Source organism: Methanosarcina flavescens, assembly GCF_001304615.2.
Taxonomy (GTDB): domain Archaea; phylum Halobacteriota; class Methanosarcinia; order Methanosarcinales; family Methanosarcinaceae; genus Methanosarcina; species Methanosarcina flavescens.
On the sequence record NZ_CP032683.1, the window covers coordinates 191,445 to 209,327 of the forward strand.

The 17,883-nt window shown below is 42.0% G+C and carries 13 protein-coding genes; 10 read left to right on the top strand and 3 right to left on the bottom strand.

Annotated features, from left to right (window positions below; translation table 11 throughout):
• Positions 1–255: 255 nt before the first annotated feature.
• The 5 genes from AOB57_RS14985 to AOB57_RS00800 all read left to right on the top strand — a co-directional run bounded on the left by AOB57_RS14985 (position 256) and on the right by AOB57_RS00800 (position 6,375).
• Positions 256–1,209, top strand: coding sequence for a DUF2207 family protein (locus tag AOB57_RS14985; RefSeq protein ID WP_394339718.1), 954 nt, complete (start codon positions 256–258; stop codon positions 1,207–1,209).
• Positions 1,184–1,789 carry a LemA family protein gene (locus AOB57_RS00790; protein WP_226999567.1) on the top strand — a complete coding sequence of 202 codons (606 nt, stop codon included), beginning with the start codon at positions 1,184–1,186 and terminating at the stop codon, positions 1,787–1,789. The genes AOB57_RS14985 and AOB57_RS00790 overlap by 26 nt, the downstream gene beginning before the upstream one ends.
• A 466-nt stretch (positions 1,790–2,255) precedes the next feature.
• Complete coding sequence (locus AOB57_RS14355; protein ID WP_226999568.1) at positions 2,256–2,909, top strand: acyltransferase family protein; 654 nt, start codon at positions 2,256–2,258, stop codon at positions 2,907–2,909.
• A 123-nt stretch (positions 2,910–3,032) separates the two neighbouring features.
• On the top strand, positions 3,033–3,413 hold the full coding sequence (locus tag AOB57_RS14360; protein WP_226999569.1) for a hypothetical protein: 381 nt from the start codon (positions 3,033–3,035) through the stop codon (positions 3,411–3,413).
• 208 nt (positions 3,414–3,621) lie between these two features.
• Positions 3,622–6,375, top strand: coding sequence for a DEAD/DEAH box helicase (locus AOB57_RS00800; protein ID WP_226999570.1), 2,754 nt, complete (start codon positions 3,622–3,624; stop codon positions 6,373–6,375).
• A 90-nt stretch (positions 6,376–6,465) separates the two neighbouring features.
• Here AOB57_RS00800 and AOB57_RS00805 read toward each other — a convergent pair whose 3' ends face one another.
• A complete protein-coding gene (locus AOB57_RS00805) occupies positions 6,466–9,204 on the bottom strand; it encodes a NosD domain-containing protein (RefSeq protein ID WP_054299098.1) in 2,739 nt (912 codons plus the stop codon).
• Between the two features lie 720 nt (positions 9,205–9,924).
• On the opposite strand from AOB57_RS00805, the gene AOB57_RS00810 reads away from it, so the two are divergent.
• Entirely contained in the window at positions 9,925–11,382 is a 1,458-nt protein-coding gene (locus AOB57_RS00810) for an NAD(P)/FAD-dependent oxidoreductase (protein ID WP_054299108.1), read from the top strand.
• A gap of 977 nt (positions 11,383–12,359) precedes the next feature.
• On the opposite strand, the gene AOB57_RS00815 is transcribed toward AOB57_RS00810, so the two are convergent.
• Positions 12,360–12,740, bottom strand: a complete 381-nt coding sequence (locus AOB57_RS00815) for a response regulator (protein WP_054299099.1) — start codon at positions 12,738–12,740, stop codon at positions 12,360–12,362.
• Positions 12,741–13,076: 336 nt separating this feature from the next.
• Between AOB57_RS00815 and AOB57_RS00820 the strand changes: the two genes are divergently transcribed.
• From AOB57_RS00820 to thiE, 4 genes are all read left to right on the top strand, one after another.
• Positions 13,077–14,258 (top strand): aminotransferase class V-fold PLP-dependent enzyme, encoded by a 1,182-nt coding sequence (locus tag AOB57_RS00820; protein WP_054299100.1) that lies wholly within the window; start codon positions 13,077–13,079, stop codon positions 14,256–14,258.
• An 86-nt stretch (positions 14,259–14,344) separates the two neighbouring features.
• Positions 14,345–15,136, top strand: coding sequence for a formate dehydrogenase accessory sulfurtransferase FdhD (fdhD, locus tag AOB57_RS00825; RefSeq protein WP_054299101.1), 792 nt, complete (start codon positions 14,345–14,347; stop codon positions 15,134–15,136).
• A gap of 93 nt (positions 15,137–15,229) precedes the next feature.
• A complete protein-coding gene (thiM, locus tag AOB57_RS00830; protein WP_054299102.1) occupies positions 15,230–16,027 on the top strand; it encodes a hydroxyethylthiazole kinase in 798 nt (265 codons plus the stop codon).
• A gap of 80 nt (positions 16,028–16,107) precedes the next feature.
• Positions 16,108–16,785: a thiamine phosphate synthase gene (gene thiE, locus AOB57_RS00835; protein ID WP_054299103.1), complete on the top strand. Its 678-nt coding sequence runs from the start codon at positions 16,108–16,110 to the stop codon at positions 16,783–16,785.
• A 202-nt stretch (positions 16,786–16,987) separates the two neighbouring features.
• On the opposite strand, the gene AOB57_RS00840 is transcribed toward thiE, so the two are convergent.
• A complete protein-coding gene (locus tag AOB57_RS00840) occupies positions 16,988–17,857 on the bottom strand; it encodes a cation diffusion facilitator family transporter (protein WP_054299104.1) in 870 nt (289 codons plus the stop codon).
• Positions 17,858–17,883 lie beyond the last annotated feature (26 nt).

Here is a 17,883-nt window from a genome sequence, read left to right on the forward strand (position 1 = left end):
TCTCCCAACTCCAGTATTGTTCAGATAGACAACTCAGAAGGCTTCGAAGAAATAATGGCTATTGAGAATGAATACCAGCGAAAAGTATCAATTTTAAATAGCCTTTACGGTCTGACAGTTCTTTTCGCTCTCATTTATCTGGCAGTTCCCTTCCTCATCTACTTCAAATATGGAAGAGAACCGAAAATAGACTACGAAGCAGTATATGAAAGAGAACCTCCCACCGATTCAAAACCTGCGATAGTCAATGCTATAATGCAGGGGGAAATAGGCATCCCTACAATGGACGGATTTACTGCTACGGTTATGAACCTTGCCAACCTTGGTTATATTTCTCTTCGTACTATAACATCTGAAGAAAGCAAGGCATATGGTTTGTTTAAATCCAAATCTGAAGACATTTTAATTGAACTTGAAAGTCCAGAATCTTACGCGAAAGCTGAGGGGAAGTTCCCAGAACTAGCAGATTTCGAGAAAGACGTGCTCAATTTATTGAAAAAACATGCTTCTGGAAACAAAATTTCATGGAACAAACTGAAAAAAGAACTTGGAGAAGGGACAGATTTCTATGATTTTATTCTCGCCTGGGATGAGAAGGTTAAAAGACATATTGCAGTTGAAAAACTCTTCAAATCCACTGGGAACAAATACATGAGCATTTTCGGCGCAATTACTACAATTGCAGCAATCATTTATTTTATCGCAGTTTCTAATTTTTTCCCATCAGATGCATTCCCTCGGGCATCCAATGTAAAAATACTTGTAATTTTGATTGCAGCTTTCGGGATAGTCATGATAATTTTCTCAGCGGTATTCGAAAAGGCGCTTGGGCGCTGGACTCCTGAAGGGAGGCTCTTTTATGAACGCTGGAACAACTTCAAAAAATACCTCACGGATTTTTCCGCGCTAAAAGAGCATCCTCCGGAATCCATTGAACTCTGGGACTCTTATCTGGTATATGCAACCGCTCTTGGAGTTGCAGAAGAAGTCCTTAAAAACATGTCATTAGTGGTTCCTGCTGAACAAATGGAAACAAGCCATTTTTACTACGTGTACCACAGCTTCGGCCAGTTCGGTTCAGGCTTTGAGAGTGCTTACTCATCTTCAGCTCCATCTTCAGCTCCATCTTCAGCTCCATCTTCATACGGAAGCGGGGGAGTAAGCGGAGTGGGCGGAGGTTCAGGTGGCGGAGGCGGTGGAGCCCGTTAAGGTATATTTCAATTTAACGGATGGTGATTTCTTGTTACTGGAGATCTCGATAATAATATTAATAATTCTGGGGTTACTTTTTGTCATAATTTATAATGATCTTATAAAACAAAGAAACAGGGTAGAAAATGCCTGGGCTCAAATAGATGTCCAGCTTAAAAGGCGCTATGACCTTATTCCAAATCTTGTAGAAACCGTGAAAGGCTATGCAAAACACGAAAAAACTCTTTTAGAAGATATCACAAAAGCCAGAGCTGCGGTGATGTCTGCAAATAGCATCAGTGAAACGGCAGAAGCATCAAATTATCTGTCCTCAACCCTCAAGTCCCTATTCGCAGTTGCAGAAAATTACCCTGAACTGAAAGCCAATCAGAACTTTATGCAGCTTCAGAAAGACCTCATGGAGACCGAGAATAAAATTGCATATTCAAGGCAGTTTTATAATGATACTGTCATGAAGTACAATATCAGCATTCAGACAATCCCTAAAAATATTGTCGCATCCCTCATGGGATTCAAGAAAAAAGATTTATTTGAAACCCAGCAGGCAGAAAGGGAGACTCCAAAGGTTAAATTCTAAATATCTCCACTGGAAATAACTGGTATGGTGAACAGGTTGTATGGGTTGGAAAAAATCCTTCTACTCGGGAACATTTTTTAGTTAATAAATAACTACGAAAGTCTCTACCAGCTTGCTTGACACCCTTCACAAAAGGCAAATGGAAGTCGAAGAAAAAAATTGAGAGAAAGCAAAAAGAAGAAGCATTAGCCCTCTTGAACGCAAACGTCACGCTGCAACCTTTTTACGAAAAGGCTTGACCGAAACCGTTGCGCCGGTTTATCATCAAGCGCTGCGCCGCTTGACCACGCCGTCATGCCGGTTTTTGATCAAACTTTTTTCTAAAAAGTTTGCGGTCAAGCAGTTTTTTGAAAAGGCTTGCGCTCAAGCAGTTTTTCAAAAAGGCTTGTGAAAAGGGCACCCTTCCTCCCGAAGCGTAACTCCAGTGCAAAAGATTATTATATAAAGGTATTTATTTTTTAATAAGATGAGACTTCGCTGGATAGATGCTTTAAAAGGAATCGGGATTATACTTGTTGTGTTTGCACATCATAAACTGCCGGTGGCGCTCGATACTTACATTTTTTCCTTTCATATGCCGCTTTTCTTTTTCATATCCGGGCTGCTGTTTGATTTCTGGAAATATGCATCATCGGCTGCAAATTTTGTAAAGAAAAGATTCAGGTCACTTATCGTTCCTTACTTCGGTTTTGCCCTGCTTACCTGCCTGTTTTATTTATTACTGGATACATGGTACCAACCAGGGATCACGAACATTGACTTTTTCAAAGCCAGTCCTGCCGAAAACATTCACTCCATAGTGTATGCGCTGGGACCCCTGATCTCTTACAATCCTCCCCTCTGGTTCCTGACCTGCCTTTTTATAACCGAGCTTCTCTTTTACGGGTTTGCAAAGAGATATTACACTGAACCGGGAAAGCTTATATTCTGGCTCACGGCTGTCGGAGTGATGGGGTATCTTTATTCGGTCTATGTGCCTTTCAGGCTGCCCTGGAATGCGGACGTGGCTCTCACAGCCGTGGTTTTTTATGGGGCCGGAAATTTATTCAGAAAATTCCTGGAACCCGAAGAGCGGAAACTGCTGGAAAAGCCTAAAGCTAGCCTGAGTTCCCAGCCCTAGCCAAATGCGAAACTCAGAAAAGGGTTTAATAAGGTCTGGAAGTTTCTTCCCGGTATTCTTACCTTTGTAAATCTGCTATATTTTGGATACCTTTTACACTTTCCTACGGCAGAAGAGATGAATATGAACGTGCTGAAATACGGAAACTTCTTTTCTTACTACCTGCTGGGCTTCTCAGGAATTTTTACCTTTGTTTACCTCTTCAAAAACATCGGGAGTTCAAAGGTACTGGAATATTACGGGAGAAATAGCCTGATTGTTCTTGCGCTTCACTTCCCCGTAAAAGATATTCTTATAAAACTTATAGTTCTGGTCTTTGTGATTGATGTTGAGGCTTATTATTACAATGCCGGTTTTGCTCTTGGCTTAACGGTGCTGAACCTGCTCTGCCTGATACCTGTAATTTTCCTTATCAATAATTACTTCCCTTTCTTACTGGGAAAAAAGAGGTCTTCTGAGAGCTCTGGAGGATTGAGGGTTCGTTTGAGAAAATTCGTAAATTGATGTTGCAGAGTTTTCAGGGTATCTCCAGTTTATACTCCGGCTACATCAGCCGATTACATTTTTGGATTATTCTCCAACAGCTTTATGATTACGCTTTACTGTTACACCCTGTAGGCTGATGCCAGAAGGACTGCGGAAAAATAGGAAAGAAAAAAGCAAAATACTATAAGAATAACATCCGGATAGATCTCCAGCATAAAATAAAACGGTGCCGAAAAAAATGGACATTTCCCTCTTCTTAGATCAGATTCAAGCTTCCAGCCGCTATGAAAACCAAATCGTTCATAATGAAAAAATCCCTGCAAGAGAAGCCCTGTATGCGCCTCTGGAGCTGAAACCGCAGGTAAAAGCAGCCCTTTCAGGCATCGGGATCGAAAATCTGTATACGCATCAGGTAGAAGCCATAGAAAAAATCCGGGAAGGAAAAAACGTTGTATTGTGTACGACTACAGCAAGCGGAAAATCCCTTACTTATATAATTCCTGTTTTTGAGACCATTCTTAATGAGCCCGAAGCAACCGCCCTTTACATCTCTCCTTTAAATGCCCTTGTAAACGACCAGTTAAAGTCTTTTCTGGAATTCGAAGAGGCTCTGAAATCAGGGGCAGGCATAGCCAGATATACAGGCGCTCTCTCAGAAGTCGAGAAAAGGAAGGTAAGAGAAGGGCAAACCAATGTGGTTTTAACAAACCCTGAAATGATCCATATGAGTTTTCTTGCCTGGCATCATCTCTGGAGGCGGTTTTACTCGAACCTCAGGTTCATAGTCGTTGACGAGAGTCATTACTATCGGGGGGTTATAGGCAGCAATATGGCAAACCTGCTAAGGCGGCTTTTACGCGTGGCTGAGTATTACGGGGCATCCCCGCAGTTTATTTGCTGTTCTGCAACTATAGGAAACCCAGATGACCATACGGAAACCCTTGTCGGGCGGAAAGTTGCAGTGGTTGAGAACAATGGTTCTCTTCAGGGCAGTCAGCAGTTCGTTTTCTGGAACCCACCACTTTACATAAACAATAAAGGGTGCACATTGAGGAGAAGCAGCTTTTCTGAGGCTTCCTCGATTTTTGCAAAGGCTGTACAGGCAGGATTCCAGACCCTGGCTTTTACCCGGTCCAGGCAGGGAGTTGAGAGGATGTATAAACGTTGCCGGGAGCTTTTAAGGAGCAAAAATCTTTCCTCTGCAATCTGTTCCTACAGGAGCGGCTATTTTGACAGGGAAAGGGAAGAAATCGAAAAGAAAATGAATTCTGGGGAACTTCGGGGGGTTATATCCACAAATGCACTCGAGCTGGGGATAGATATTGGAGGACTTGATGCCTGTATTCTGGACGGTTATCCGGGGACAGTTATGAGTGCAAGACAGCAGGCAGGCAGGGCGGGCAGAAGTGGGAATGAAAGCCTTGTTGTCCTTGTAGCAGGCACAAATGCTCTTGACCAGTATTATATGAGAAATCCTGCCGATTTTTTTGCAAGAAGCAGTGAAAATGCCGTACTCAACCCCAGAAATCCATATATCCTTGCAGGACACCTGCTCTGTGCCGCAAAAGAAATTCCTCTAAAAGCATCTGATGAGAAATATTTCGGGCAAGGCTATTCAAGAGTTGTGGAACTTCTGGAAATCGAAGGTCTGCTTGCAGGTGACAACCTGAAGTATTCGACTGACCCGTTCCCGTACAAACACGTTTCTCTCCGGGGAATCGATAATAATACTTACTCTCTGCTTGCTTTTGAAGGGGAAAAATGCTTCCCTATAGAAAAAGACATCGAAGAAACTCTAGCCTTCAGGGAATGCCATCCCGGGGCTGTTTACATGCACAGGGGAGAACCTTATTACATAAACAGGATCGACCATGAAAAGAAGGAGATCCATGCCGTAAAAACGCATGATGCTTATTATACGAAACCCATGATCGATTCGTCTGTGATTGTACAGGAAACATATGCGGTAAAGCCTCTGCTGCACGCGCCGGAAGTTGAGGTCGGGCTTGGGGAAGTCGAGGTAACGGACAGGGTTATTGGTTACAGGAAAATTCAGACCCAGAGTAATGACATAATGAGCGCACACAACCTTGAGATGCCTCCAGTCAGCCTCCAGACAATGGCTGTTTGGCTCAAGCTTCCAGACAGGCTGCAGGAACTTGCAGAAGAGCATAAACTGGATTTTGCAGGCGGAATCCATGCTGTAGAGCATGCAATGATCTCAATGTACCCTCTTCACCTGCTTGTGGACAGGAGCGATGTAGGCGGGGTTTCCACGCCGTCCCATCCTGACCTTGGAAACAAAAGCGGGATCTTCATTTATGACGGGCACAGGGGTGGAGTGGGGTACGCAGAAAAAGGTTACGACCTTATAGAAGAGGTGCTTGACGGCACCCTAAAAGCAATAGAGAGCTGTCCCTGTGAAAGTGGCTGCCCGAGCTGTATCCAGTCCCCGAAGTGCGGAAATAATAACGAGCCACTGGACAAACATGCTGCAATCATGCTTCTGCATGAGATTCTCGGAAAAGCCCCCTACATTCCGCCCAAAAGGAAAGAAAAACACCTTTCCGAAGTCCGGAGAGCTTCAAGGCAGGCTCCCGAAAAAAGAAGTACAGACGATGCTCTAAGCAGGGTAAGGCGCCAGCTCAGACGGGAAACCATAAAACAGAAACCGCCTGCAGGGCAGGATAAAAAAGAGAAAACCTTCATTGTCACGGATGAAAAGGGAAGAATGATCGGAGTAATCTCTGCCCCTGCTCCTGAAAAAGCTGCCGCAAAAACCTTCCACCAGAAACTCAGAGGAGAAAAAGAACCCACAAGGGAGAAACCCCTTGAAATACGTGTCAGAGACCTTGGAGCAGGTAATGATTACAACTTCCAGCTCTGGGTTGAGATCTCCGAAAATAAAGGAAATGAAGCCGTTAATGGAGAAAATGGAAAAAAAGTTGTAAAGAAACTGATTATCAGGAAAGTTGTCTGAGAAATAATGTGCCTGATAATGTTTCTCAGATTTGTCAGGAAGGTTAAAGGACTTGCTTTACTAGAGAAGTCTGCTTTTGAGACCTGATAGCTAATTTCCGTTTGCTCCGCAGTTCTGGCTCTTCGCTGCTTTTCTGTTGTCAGTAAATAATGCTTTTAAGGGTGCATTTCCCGAGGTCACATTCGCAAAGAAATCGGCAACAGGCGGTTTTAATGAAGGGTCCATTACCGATACCGTACACATGTAAATGTCTTGGTTTCCCTGGAAAAGTTCATTGACTCTATATCCATTACGTGAATCCACCCAGATTATCCTGTCGCCATAAATTGCGGGATGTATCTGATCGGACTTATTCGTGGTGATCTGGGTTTCCGTGTTAGTGGAGATATTGTACATGTAAATATCCCAGTTTCTATTGCACCAATCCGCCCATACTATTCTATCCCCATAGATAGAAGGATTTGATTTAGATTCATTGGTGGTGGTGATTCTGGTCTCCTTAGAGGTAGAGAGATTGTACATATAAATATGGCTGCCATTCAAGTAAACCAGCCTGTTACCGTGGATTTTTGGATTCGATGCGGATCCGCTGGTGGTAATTTGAGTTTCTGTAGATGTTGAGAGATTATACATGTAGATATCATCTTTATACCACGTACTATATCCTCTGTGCCGATCATACCACACTATTTTTTTACGATCACGCCACACAATTTTATCATCATAGATAGCTGGATCATCTTGATCGGATTCGTTTGTAGTTATCCTTGTTTCTCTGCCTGTGGAGAGATTGTACATATAAATATCTCCCCTTCCATTGCGATAATCCAACCAGACTACCCTATCTCCGTAAATATCAGGATCATATACGCTTGTACTGTTTATGATAGGGGTTTTTTTAGAGGTAGAAAGATTATATACGTGTATACTGGAACTTTCCACTCTTCCGTTGTTATTACGATATTCCCTCCAGACAATTCTATCACTATAGATTGCAGGCCATACATCAGAATTGTAGTAGTATGGAAGGTATGAAATATTGGTAGGGATTTGAGTTTCCGTGGAAGTGGAGAGATCATAAACGTAAATATTATAATACCCTGATACATTGCGATCATCAAGAAATACTATTTTATCTCCGTAAATAACAGGATTAGTCTGATTTGATTTGTTTTTGGTAATCTGAGCCTCCGTGAGAGTGTACTGAGGCCTATCGGATGCTACTACTGGATATAGCTTCGAGAAGGTACCGGATACAGGGTACACGTGAACCGGTGTTTTATTGGTAGAGTCAATGATTCCATCATTCTCGAAGTCCCATACCCTGGACGTTGCATTCAGGGAAAGATCTGTAAACATGACAGAAAGAGGTACATAACCATTGCTTACATTAGTACTGAATTCTGCAACAGGAAATACCGGCTGCTGGTCTCCAGGCATAGAGACGAGAGGAAGGTAATCAATATCATATGCACTGACCGTATAGATAGAGTCCCCAATTCCATCCTTATTCCAGTCGTTGCAGGTTTGCGAGAATCCAGTTCCGTCGGGATTTGCCCAGAAGTTTCCGCCGAGGTAAGACCCTCCTGCAATGTTAGTGCCTGAGGTTTTGGAGGTGTTTAAAGAAACATTATTTTTTCCACCGCTAATGTTTGTTGCCTTTGAAATAAAATAGTTGCCTGTATAGTTGCCTGTATCATTAAAGATGTTGACTGTATTATTGAATATATTATTATAGAACCGATTAGTTCCATCATATGGAGCCTCATTGTTAACTTGTTTGATATATACTCCGTACTGCTTGTTTAGCTCCACCCTGTTATTAGCTACCAGATTTCCGGAGGAATCGCCTTCGAGTAATGTTCCTATGTCGTTGTTTGAAATCATATTATTTAAGATTGAATTATTTCCCGCCCCGTCTATTGTATAGCCTCTCACCAGTATCCCAATATTGTTTTTTGAAATAGTATTGTTTAAAATTGAGTTGCCTCCTGAATTTCCAACTATAATTCCTTGATCATTAGAGATCAGGGTATTATTGTAAATCTGATTTCCTCCCGAGTACCAGGTTGGATAGATTCCTTGATCATTAGAGATCAGGGTATTATTGTAAATCTTATTCCCCCCCGAGTACCAGGTTGGATAGATGCCCACACTACAATTTACAATTGTATTGTTTTCTATATCAGAAGAAGCTTTAATGAGTGAAATTCCATAATTTGAATCATTCGAGATATAGTTGCCGAGAATTTTGCAATCACTGGTGCTGATTAATAATATGCCACCATCCAGGAGGGTATTATTAAGCAAAACACAATAATATGGTCCGTGATCAACACGAATAACTCCGCTAACAATTAGATTATCAGAGACTGTAAAAGTATAATCACCCTCTGGTCCCCATATGAAGATACCTGAATCCAAGATTACGTTTTTCTCAATAGTGGAATTGTAGCAGTTATCAGTCCCAATACCCGATTCCAGAATATTATTCTTAACAGTGCAGTTCTCAATTTTATCATACCAGTTGCAATTTACAGGACCCTGTAATTTTAAATGTTCTTGTACTCTAAAACCACTTAGGGTAATATTATTCGCACTTAGTATAAAAGCCCTAACAGTAGTATCCTCAGGATTTTCAGATACAGAAAGAATGCTTACATTATTCCATATATCCACACATTCATTATAGAAGCCCGGATAAACAAGAATGAGATCACCTGATGAGGAATTGTTTACTGCCTCCTGAATAGATTTGAAATCTGCGCCTGGACCACTGTTGTCTACAGTAATTTCCTTGGCGGATGCAGGATTATAAACTGCAGCCATAAAAAAATAGTAACCAATAAAAATACAATCAATCTACTTACCCACACCTGTTCTTCCCCCTTTAAACCAAATCAGATTTTATCGAACAAATAAGATTTTAGAAGATCTTAAACCCTTAAAAAAATGCCAGGTTAAGGACTAATTGAATTTCTTTTCGGTATTATATAATTGTTTTTAATTTCTTAGCAAAAATAAGGTAAGTGAGAAGACTATATGCAATTTAAAAGATTATAAATCCATAAATTCTTTTTTTAACGCGTTTCAAGTCTTAAATTTTTAAACCGGATATTTAATTTAGATAACAGGTGCCTCAGCTATTCTTCAAGCGAAATAGAATTTTTTTATACGGATAATTTCATACTTGATTATGATATAAAGGAAAATTATGCCTGATTATGGTATAGGGGAAAAGTATACCTGACAGGGGAAAATTATACTTAATTAGGGTGCAGAAGAAAATTGCTAGATAGGAAAAATGCCTGCGAAGATTGCTTATATAACAGGCTTCTATTGATCTTTTACAGCTTGCATTTTCTGTCACAATAAATTATAAAGAGCATTTCAGGAGCACGTTAGCGTTTTGCTTTGAATTTGGGGATTTACAGAGGGGACTTTGAAAAGCTTTCGGTTTAAAATTATTACTGTTTTCAGGAGTTCTCTATGCTGAGACTGGAAATTTCAGGATGTTTGAATGCTTACAAAACTGAAAAGGTGCTACGCATGGATAATGAAGACAAATATTCAGGGAAACGGGAGAGAAATTCGGACTATAATGTGATAATCGTAGGGGCAGGACCTGCCGGAATGTTTGCAGCTTATGAGCTTGCAGAGTTCAAGTCTTTAAAAACTCTTATCGTGGACATGGGCAGGGACATAGATGAACGCATGTGCCCAATGAAAACTCAGACATACTGCATGCACTGCACACCCTGCGATATCATGTGCGGAGTAGGGGGCTGCGGAACTTTTTCGGATGGGACCTTAAACCTGCGGCCTGATGTCGGAGGGGACCTGGCAGCCCTGACAGGCGACCAGACCGAAGCCTGGCAGCTCGTGGAAAAGGTGGATAAGGTTTTTTTGAAGTTTGGGGCGCCACAGGAAGCTCTGTTGACCGAAAGCCCGGAAATAGAGGGGCTTAAACGCAGGGCTGCCTCGGTAGGAGCACGTTTTATCGAAATAAAGCAGCGGCATATAGGTTCGGATAATGCCCCTACAGTGATAGCACGCTTTAAACAGAACCTTGTTAACAGAGGAGTGGACTTCCTGCTTGAGACCGAGGTAAAGGACCTGCTTATCGAGGATAGGACCTGCAAAGGAATTATACTGTCTGATGGACAGGAGATGCGAGCCAGCTATGTGCTCCTGTCACCTGGAAGACGGGGATGCAACTGGGTCTCGGACATGATTGAGAAACATGGGATCGAGGCCAGTTATGGCGGAATTGACATAGGGGTAAGGGTAGAAGTCCCTGCAATCGTAATGGACCCTGTAACGAAAATTAATCGCGACCCCAAATTCCATATCCAGAGCCGCCGTTATGATGATTTTGTCCGGACTTTCTGCACAAACATGCGCGGATTTGTTGTAATGGAGGAGTATGAAGGCTTTATCGCAACTAACGGCCATTCCCTGGCAAATACCGAATCCGAAAATACTAATTTCGCTTTCCTTGTCCGAATTGAACTCACCGAACCCATTGAGAATACAACAAAGTATGCCCGTTCAATCGCAAAACTCGCAACCACTATAGGGGGAGGAAAACCGGTCCTGCAACGCATGGGCGACCTTAGAAGAGGCCGACGAACAACAAAAGAACGCCTTGCAAAAAACCTTGTTGTAAATACGCTTAAAGACGTAACTCCTGGAGATATCTCAATGGCTCTTCCTCACAGGATAGTTATGGACATAATCGAAGGCCTTGAGACCTTAAACGAGATAATTCCCGGCGTCACCTCGGACTCGACCCTGCTCTACGCCCCTGAGGTCAAATTTTACGCAATGCACCTGAATGTCGACAGGCAGATGGAAACCAGCATCAAGAATCTCTTCGCAGCCGGAGACGGAGCCGGGCTCTCAAGGGACATTGTCAATGCAGCTGCTACAGGCATTATGGCAGCCGAAGGAATAATGAAAATGGTCAAAGGGGAGAGAGGAACAAAAACAGGAACAAGAGAATAAATAAAAATTATAAAAATTATAAAAATTAAGGAAAAGCTGCACAGAGAAAAGAGAAAATTTTATTTAGAGAAGGTTGCGTTCTCACCTTAAGCTTGGATCGTTGAAAAAACATTCAAAATGCCCAGTTTCATAGTCTGAGAAGAGGTTTGGAATAGAATTCAGGACTGAGTTTAAGTTTTCAATCTCTTTGCCTGTATGCCGCAGATCTTTGTGGAGTGTGTTGCTTGTGGAGTTTTGTTTCAATAGATGAGAACGCAAGTTATACAAAGCATTCATGGCATATATTATTTTTAAGATGTAATGTTACTTTATTGGTATAAGTCTTAGTAAGAAATGACAAATCTCAGTTCATTAGTTTAAAGGTTATATTAGTGATGTAATGGGAAATTAGTGGGCTGGTCGAGTAGTAGAGATCGCTGAAAATCTTGAATCTGCGCTGGAGCAGTTCAGCAGCATATATCAGGAACTGGAAAGAGAGATGTAAAATCCTCTCCAGTTCATGGGTTTGTGTGATGAACTCGGAGTAAACTCAGAAAACAGCGAGAAGATGGCGAGAAACTTATGGAAGCAGTTGTTAAGGGTTGTTAGAAGGTGAAAAACCGAAAAATGAGAATTTGAGAAGCCTATTTATTAAAGGCGGTGGTTGCCAAACTGAAATAAATTAAATATTGAGATTATCCCGAAACTAATATTATTGAGTTCATCTCAAAACATGATTCCCCTTCAAAATAGCTGCTAAGATTACAACTCAAAATAAGATATTTCTTTGATTCCATATCTTGGAAACACTTTCTTACATGATTCTATCCAGCTTATCCAGCTAAAGAATCTTTATATTGTACTTTTGTTTTTAAACTCTTCCCAATCTGCCTTTATTGGTCTTCCTCTCTTCTTTTATTATACTGTTTAAAGAACTTGTTGAAACCCTGTAGAGAATTTTTAATTTTGTGATATGTGATTTTGACTCAAAGAATTTCCTAGTTTGGTTCGGCAATTTTTCTAATTACATCCATCATTCCATCCGATTCAAAAGGTTTTACTACAAACCCCATAGCGCCTATCTTCATGGACTCTGTTATCAGAACCTGCTGACCAAGAGAGGAAAACATCGCCATTTTTGCTTTGTGGTCTATAACAAGGAACTTATCCAGTAACTTTTTCCAGTTCTTACTATCTGGCACATTATCCGGCACCATTATATCCATCAGTACGAGATCAGGCTTTACCTCCAGATACTTTTGAATGGCTTCGTCCCCATCAGCCACCTCAGCAACCACCTCGTGCCCGTGCTTAAAGAGAGTGTCCCGGATTGCCATTCGCATAAATTCGGCGTCGTCTACAATCATAACCCTTGCCATTAAGTTTCCCTCTTTTTTATTTTTAATAAGTAAACTATATTATTCTACGATTTTTGTGTTATTTTTTTAGTCTAATGCTTTTCAGTCTGCCTGCAGGTAACAAACTTCCTATAAATCTACAGAACTCAACTGTTTTATTCTTTTTGGTCAGTATTGTAAAGGGAACTCATAACAGTGAAGGAGAACTCCATAACAGGAGCGATGTACGCTTTATACGCTTGCTGTCTTGCGAAGGACATTATTTATGCAGTAGAAAATAAATGTAAACTCGTTCTATGTTACAGCATAATACCTTCTTTAATCAGAATATAAAAGCGGGAGTATGGATGAAGTTTTATGGGAATTGAAGATTGCCTGGTTGATTTCCAGATTCCAGAATACCTCCATTATATGGATAGTGCGGCAACCAGCCTTATTCCTGAGCCTGTAATAGCTGCAATGAACGAATATGACCGACAATACCGCTCCGGCGTTGGCAGGGGAATGCACAGGCTTGCAAGGGTTGCAACCCAGAGGTATCAGGACACACACGATAAGGTCAGCAGTTTCATTGGCGGGAAAGGAGGCACGACTGTCTTTACCAGGAACGCCACCGAAGCTATCAATATGGTTGCTGCTGGCCTTGATTGGAAACCCGGAGACCGTATAGTCACAACAATTACAGAGCATCACTCCAATTTGCTTCCCTGGCTTCGACTGCGCCAGAAAGGCGTTGAGGTAGTTGTTATTCAGCCTGACGGGACCGAGGTTATCGATCTCGAAGCATTTAAGGAGGCAATTACTGCTGGAACAAAACTGGTTGCTGTCAGCCATGCCTCAAACGTACTCGGTACAGTTCAGCCAGTAAAAGAAATTGCTGACATTTGCAAAGCGCAGGGAGCCTACTTTCTTGTTGACGGGGCACAGTCCGTTCCCCATTTTCCTGTAGATGTCCGGCACATTGGATGTGATTTTCTCTGCTTTTCCGGGCATAAGATGTTGGGGCCTACCGGCATCGGCATTCTGTGGATGCGGGATGAAATTATTTCTCCTCTCATACTGGGCGGAGGCACAGTCGAGGACGTCACAACCGAAGGGTACACCTTAACAAGCGGTTACCGGCGGTTTGAGGGAGGCACCCCAAATATTTCAGGCGCGATAGGGCTTGCACAGGCTGTAAAATATCTCGAAAGCCTGGGAATGGATTCGATGTTAAGGCACGAGCAGAGACTTACTGACCGCCTGCTTTCAGGGCTTGCCGGGATCAAAAACGTCACTGTCTATGGGCCCGAGAATGTGAAAAACAGGATAGGGGTTGTCTCGTTTACCATAGACAAAATCCATCCGCATGAAATCGCTTATCTGCTTGATGAAAGAGCCGCAATTCTCGTCCGTTCGGGAGACCACTGCTGTATTCCGCTAATGAAGCATCTTGGGCTTGAAAGCGGTACAGTCAGGGCAAGCCTCTACCTGTATAATACCCTGGAAGAAATAGACCTGCTTATTGAGACCGTGGAAGAGATTGCAAATACCATATAAAAGATAGCTGGAATGTGAAGGAATAATTCGGTAATATTCAGGAACATAACCTGAAGAAATGACAATTCATCAGGATATGGTGTAAGATGTACAGCACGATTCCTTATATAAAGATTGATGGAGGATCAACTGTTCCCTCCTCACATGAGGTGGTAATAGAAATGCCTCTTGCAGTCTTCGTCAACGGGCGCCATGCTCTAACTGCCATGATAAGCCCGACAGAACTTGAGGAATTTGTGACAGGGTTTTTATACACGGAAAAAATAATCAGCAAGCTTGAAGATCTTGAGTCCCTGCACATAGAAGCGCAAGCAGGAAAAGAGAAAATTGTCACTGGCATGAGTGCAAATGTCCTTACTAAAAATCCTTTTACGCTCATACTCTCTGGCAAAACCGTTCTTTCGGGATGCGGCGGCGATACTTCATATCTTGATGCTGACAGGCTTCCGAAAATCCAGTCCGACCTTGTCATTGACCATTCCACAATAACGAATATAATGAAAGACACGCTTGTCTCCGAGCTCCACACCAGGACAGGAGGAATCCATATCGTAGGGCTTTTTGGGCCAGAGGGCAGGATTTGCGTAATGGAGGATATAGGCAGGCATAATGCTCTTGATAAGGCAATAGGTTACGGGTTGAAGCACGATGTGGATTTTTCCAGGACAATTATAGCCTCTTCAGGGAGGATCTCATCGGAAATGATAAGAAAATGTCTTATAGCCAATATTCCTATTATTGCTTCAAGAGGCGCAACAACCACACTTGCCATCAGGCTTGGGGAACAATCAGGTCTTACTATTCTCGGTTTTGTTCGGGGCCAGAAGATGAATATCTATACGGGCATAGAAAGAATCAGGAATAAGGATTCTGTCTAACCATAGCTTCTGATTACAATACTCGTGTTTATGATCCTACAATGCAACTGGTCGTAACGGATAAGCTGCTAAAACGTCTATTGAGGAACCCTAATGAATAACCCGTTAAAAACGATAAGAGAAAGAAAACCCCTTATACATCATATAACGAACTGGGTAACGATTTACGACAGCGCAAACATGACAAGGGCTTTTGGCGCGCTGCCTGTTATGGCACACGCTCCCGAAGAGTGTACTGAGATGACAGGGATTTCATCGGCTCTTGTGCTTAATATCGGAACCCTCACCTCCGAAATAATTGATTCCATGCTGCTCTCGGCTGCTGCTGCAAACGAAAAGAAAATCCCTGTTGTGCTTGATGCCGTAGGGGTTGGGGCTACGAAATTCAGGGACGAGATGGCTGCAAAAATTCTCAACTCAGTTCATGTAGATATTATCAAAGGCAATTACTCAGAAATTGCAAAACTGGCAGGCGAAAGTGCTGAAACAAAAGGAGTTGAAGCAACTACAATCAGTGCAGACCCCGAAAGAATTGCAAAAGAATTTGCAAAGTCAAGCTCCGCAATTGTAGTGATGACAGGAAAAGAAGACATTATAAGTGATGGAGAGAGGGTATTTGTTGTAAGGAACGGGCACGAACAGATGGGTTCTATCGTAGGAACCGGGTGTATGGTCGCATCGGTGATTGGCTCTTTTGCTGCCGTTAATTCGGATTACTGCGAAGCCTCAAGAGACGCTCTGTGTTATTTTGGAATTGCAGGGGAACTTGCAGCCGTGAAATCAAGCGGGCCTGGAAGCTTCAAAGTTAACCTGTATGACGAGGTGTTCAACCTGTCGGATGAAAAAGCGAGAAGCATGATGAATTTTGAGGAAAAGCGAGCTCAAAAATAAAAAGCGGTAATTTCAAAATAAAATAAATTTTGAAGAATATATTTTCGAAAAATATACATGAATGAGCGGGTTTAAGCATTATGGGCCAAAAAAATTTCAGCCGAAAAAGTTTCCTTTTAAAAGAAATTGACTTCTACCTTGTAACAGACTCCAGGCTCTCGAGGAAAGGGACTTTATCCGATGTCAAAGAAGCAGTGGAGTCAGGATGCAAGATTGTTCAATACAGGGAAAAAGATAAAAGTACTAAAGTGATGATCGAAGAAGCCTCTGAAATCAAGAGGATATGCAGCGATAAGGCTATTTTTCTGGTAAATGACAGGATAGATGTTGCTTTAGCGGTTGATGCAGATGGTGTTCATATCGGTCAGGACGACATGCCTCTGGAGACGGCAAGGAGACTTCTTGGAGATGATAAAATCATCGGGCTCAGTGTCCATGACAGAGAAGAAGCAATCCTGGCAGAAAATGCCGGAGCTGACTACGTGGGTCTTGGCCCTATCTTTGATACAGCCACAAAAAAAGATGCTGGAAAAGGGATCGGTCTGCTTAAAGTAAGGGAAGTTAAAGCTGCAATAGGAATTCCTGTAGTCGCTATTGGCGGAATAAAAAAAGAAAATTGCGAGAGCGTCATTCAAAACGGAGCTGACAGCCTGGTCGCAATTTCTACAGTCTTGTGCAGTGATGATGTAAAAAAGGAAATTGAATATTTCATTGATACAATCCAGAGAATAAAAAGGCAAATACCGGATAACCTATAGAGAAAGTACTAATCAAATTGATCTCTTTTTATTTACAACTAGCATAATCTCCTTTTATTTACAACTAGCATAATCTCTTTTTATTTACAACTAGCATATTTAGTATCAGAACTGGTCATGATTGCTTTCTTGATCCAGAACTCGATTGGTTACTTTAAGTCCGAGGTTCAAAGGAGTAAGTTTGGCGTATATAATCGGCTCATTATCTGTTTAAAACACATACTGTTTCAGAACAAACTCCTTCGCCTTCCAGTTCAAGTGTTGAGTGTTCGATGTGAAGCTCCTTTAATTTGCTTTTAATAGACTGCTTTATAGTATCTGGTTCTTGCAGGTATTTGTTCTCAACAACAACATGAGCTGTTAGGATATCCGTTTCTCCTTCCAGAGACCATATATGGACATCATGAACCCTTTTCACTCCTTCTATCGATAAGATGGAGTCTTTGACCTTATCAATATCAATATATGCCGGAACACCCTCTAGAAGAAGGTTAAATGTTTCCTTTGCATTTCTGGAAACTCCCCATAATACAAAAATCGTGAATCCTATCGTCATTATGGGATCAATAATAGGTTCGTTCCAGAAATTTATAATTACTGCCCCAATGAGCAGGGCTACCCATCCCAGAATGTCTTCCAGAAGATGCCATGACAGAATTTTCTCACTCTGGCTCATCCCTTTCTTCAACCGAACAAACCCCAGCCCGTTTATTATGATCCCGATGATTGCAATTAAAAGCATTCCTTCGGCATTTACGGGTTCAGGATTGATCAGACGCGGTATTGCCTGGGACAGTATTAATAATGACCCGGCTATAAGCACAATAGTAGCAAATACCGCAGATAAAAGGGATAACCTTCGATATCCAAAAGTCATTTTACTCGTTGCGGGCTTTTTTGCTTTCTTCTCTGCAAACCAGGCTATTATCAATGCAAAACTGTCAGCAAAATCGTGCAGCGCGTCAGCCATCAATGCCAGGCTGTTTGTTAAGAGCCCTCCAATAAATTCTATAACTGTGAAGAGTATGTTCAAAGCTGCAGCAAATCCCACGTTTTTTTCCCTATCACCCATGGACAATACATCCACTCATATCGTTA

Bases quoted from the DNA above. Each gene is read 5' to 3' on its own strand.
- fdhD (WP_054299101.1), top strand. From the start codon at position 14,345: ATGTACAGCACGATTCCTTATATAAAGATTGATGGAGGATCAACTGTT.
- AOB57_RS14985 (WP_394339718.1), top strand. From the start codon at position 256: ATGCAGGGGGAAATAGGCATCCCTACAATGGACGGATTTACTGCTACG.
- AOB57_RS00810 (WP_054299108.1), top strand. From the start codon at position 9,925: ATGGATAATGAAGACAAATATTCAGGGAAACGGGAGAGAAATTCGGAC.
- AOB57_RS00840 (WP_054299104.1), bottom strand. From the start codon at position 17,857: ATGGGTGATAGGGAAAAAAACGTGGGATTTGCTGCAGCTTTGAACATA.
- AOB57_RS14355 (WP_226999568.1), top strand. From the start codon at position 2,256: ATGAGACTTCGCTGGATAGATGCTTTAAAAGGAATCGGGATTATACTT.
- thiM (WP_054299102.1), top strand. From the start codon at position 15,230: ATGAATAACCCGTTAAAAACGATAAGAGAAAGAAAACCCCTTATACAT.
- thiE (WP_054299103.1), top strand. From the start codon at position 16,108: ATGGGCCAAAAAAATTTCAGCCGAAAAAGTTTCCTTTTAAAAGAAATT.
- AOB57_RS00820 (WP_054299100.1), top strand. From the start codon at position 13,077: ATGGGAATTGAAGATTGCCTGGTTGATTTCCAGATTCCAGAATACCTC.
- AOB57_RS14360 (WP_226999569.1), top strand. From the start codon at position 3,033: ATGAACGTGCTGAAATACGGAAACTTCTTTTCTTACTACCTGCTGGGC.
- AOB57_RS00815 (WP_054299099.1), bottom strand. From the start codon at position 12,740: ATGGCAAGGGTTATGATTGTAGACGACGCCGAATTTATGCGAATGGCA.
- AOB57_RS00805 (WP_054299098.1), bottom strand. From the start codon at position 9,204: ATGGCTGCAGTTTATAATCCTGCATCCGCCAAGGAAATTACTGTAGAC.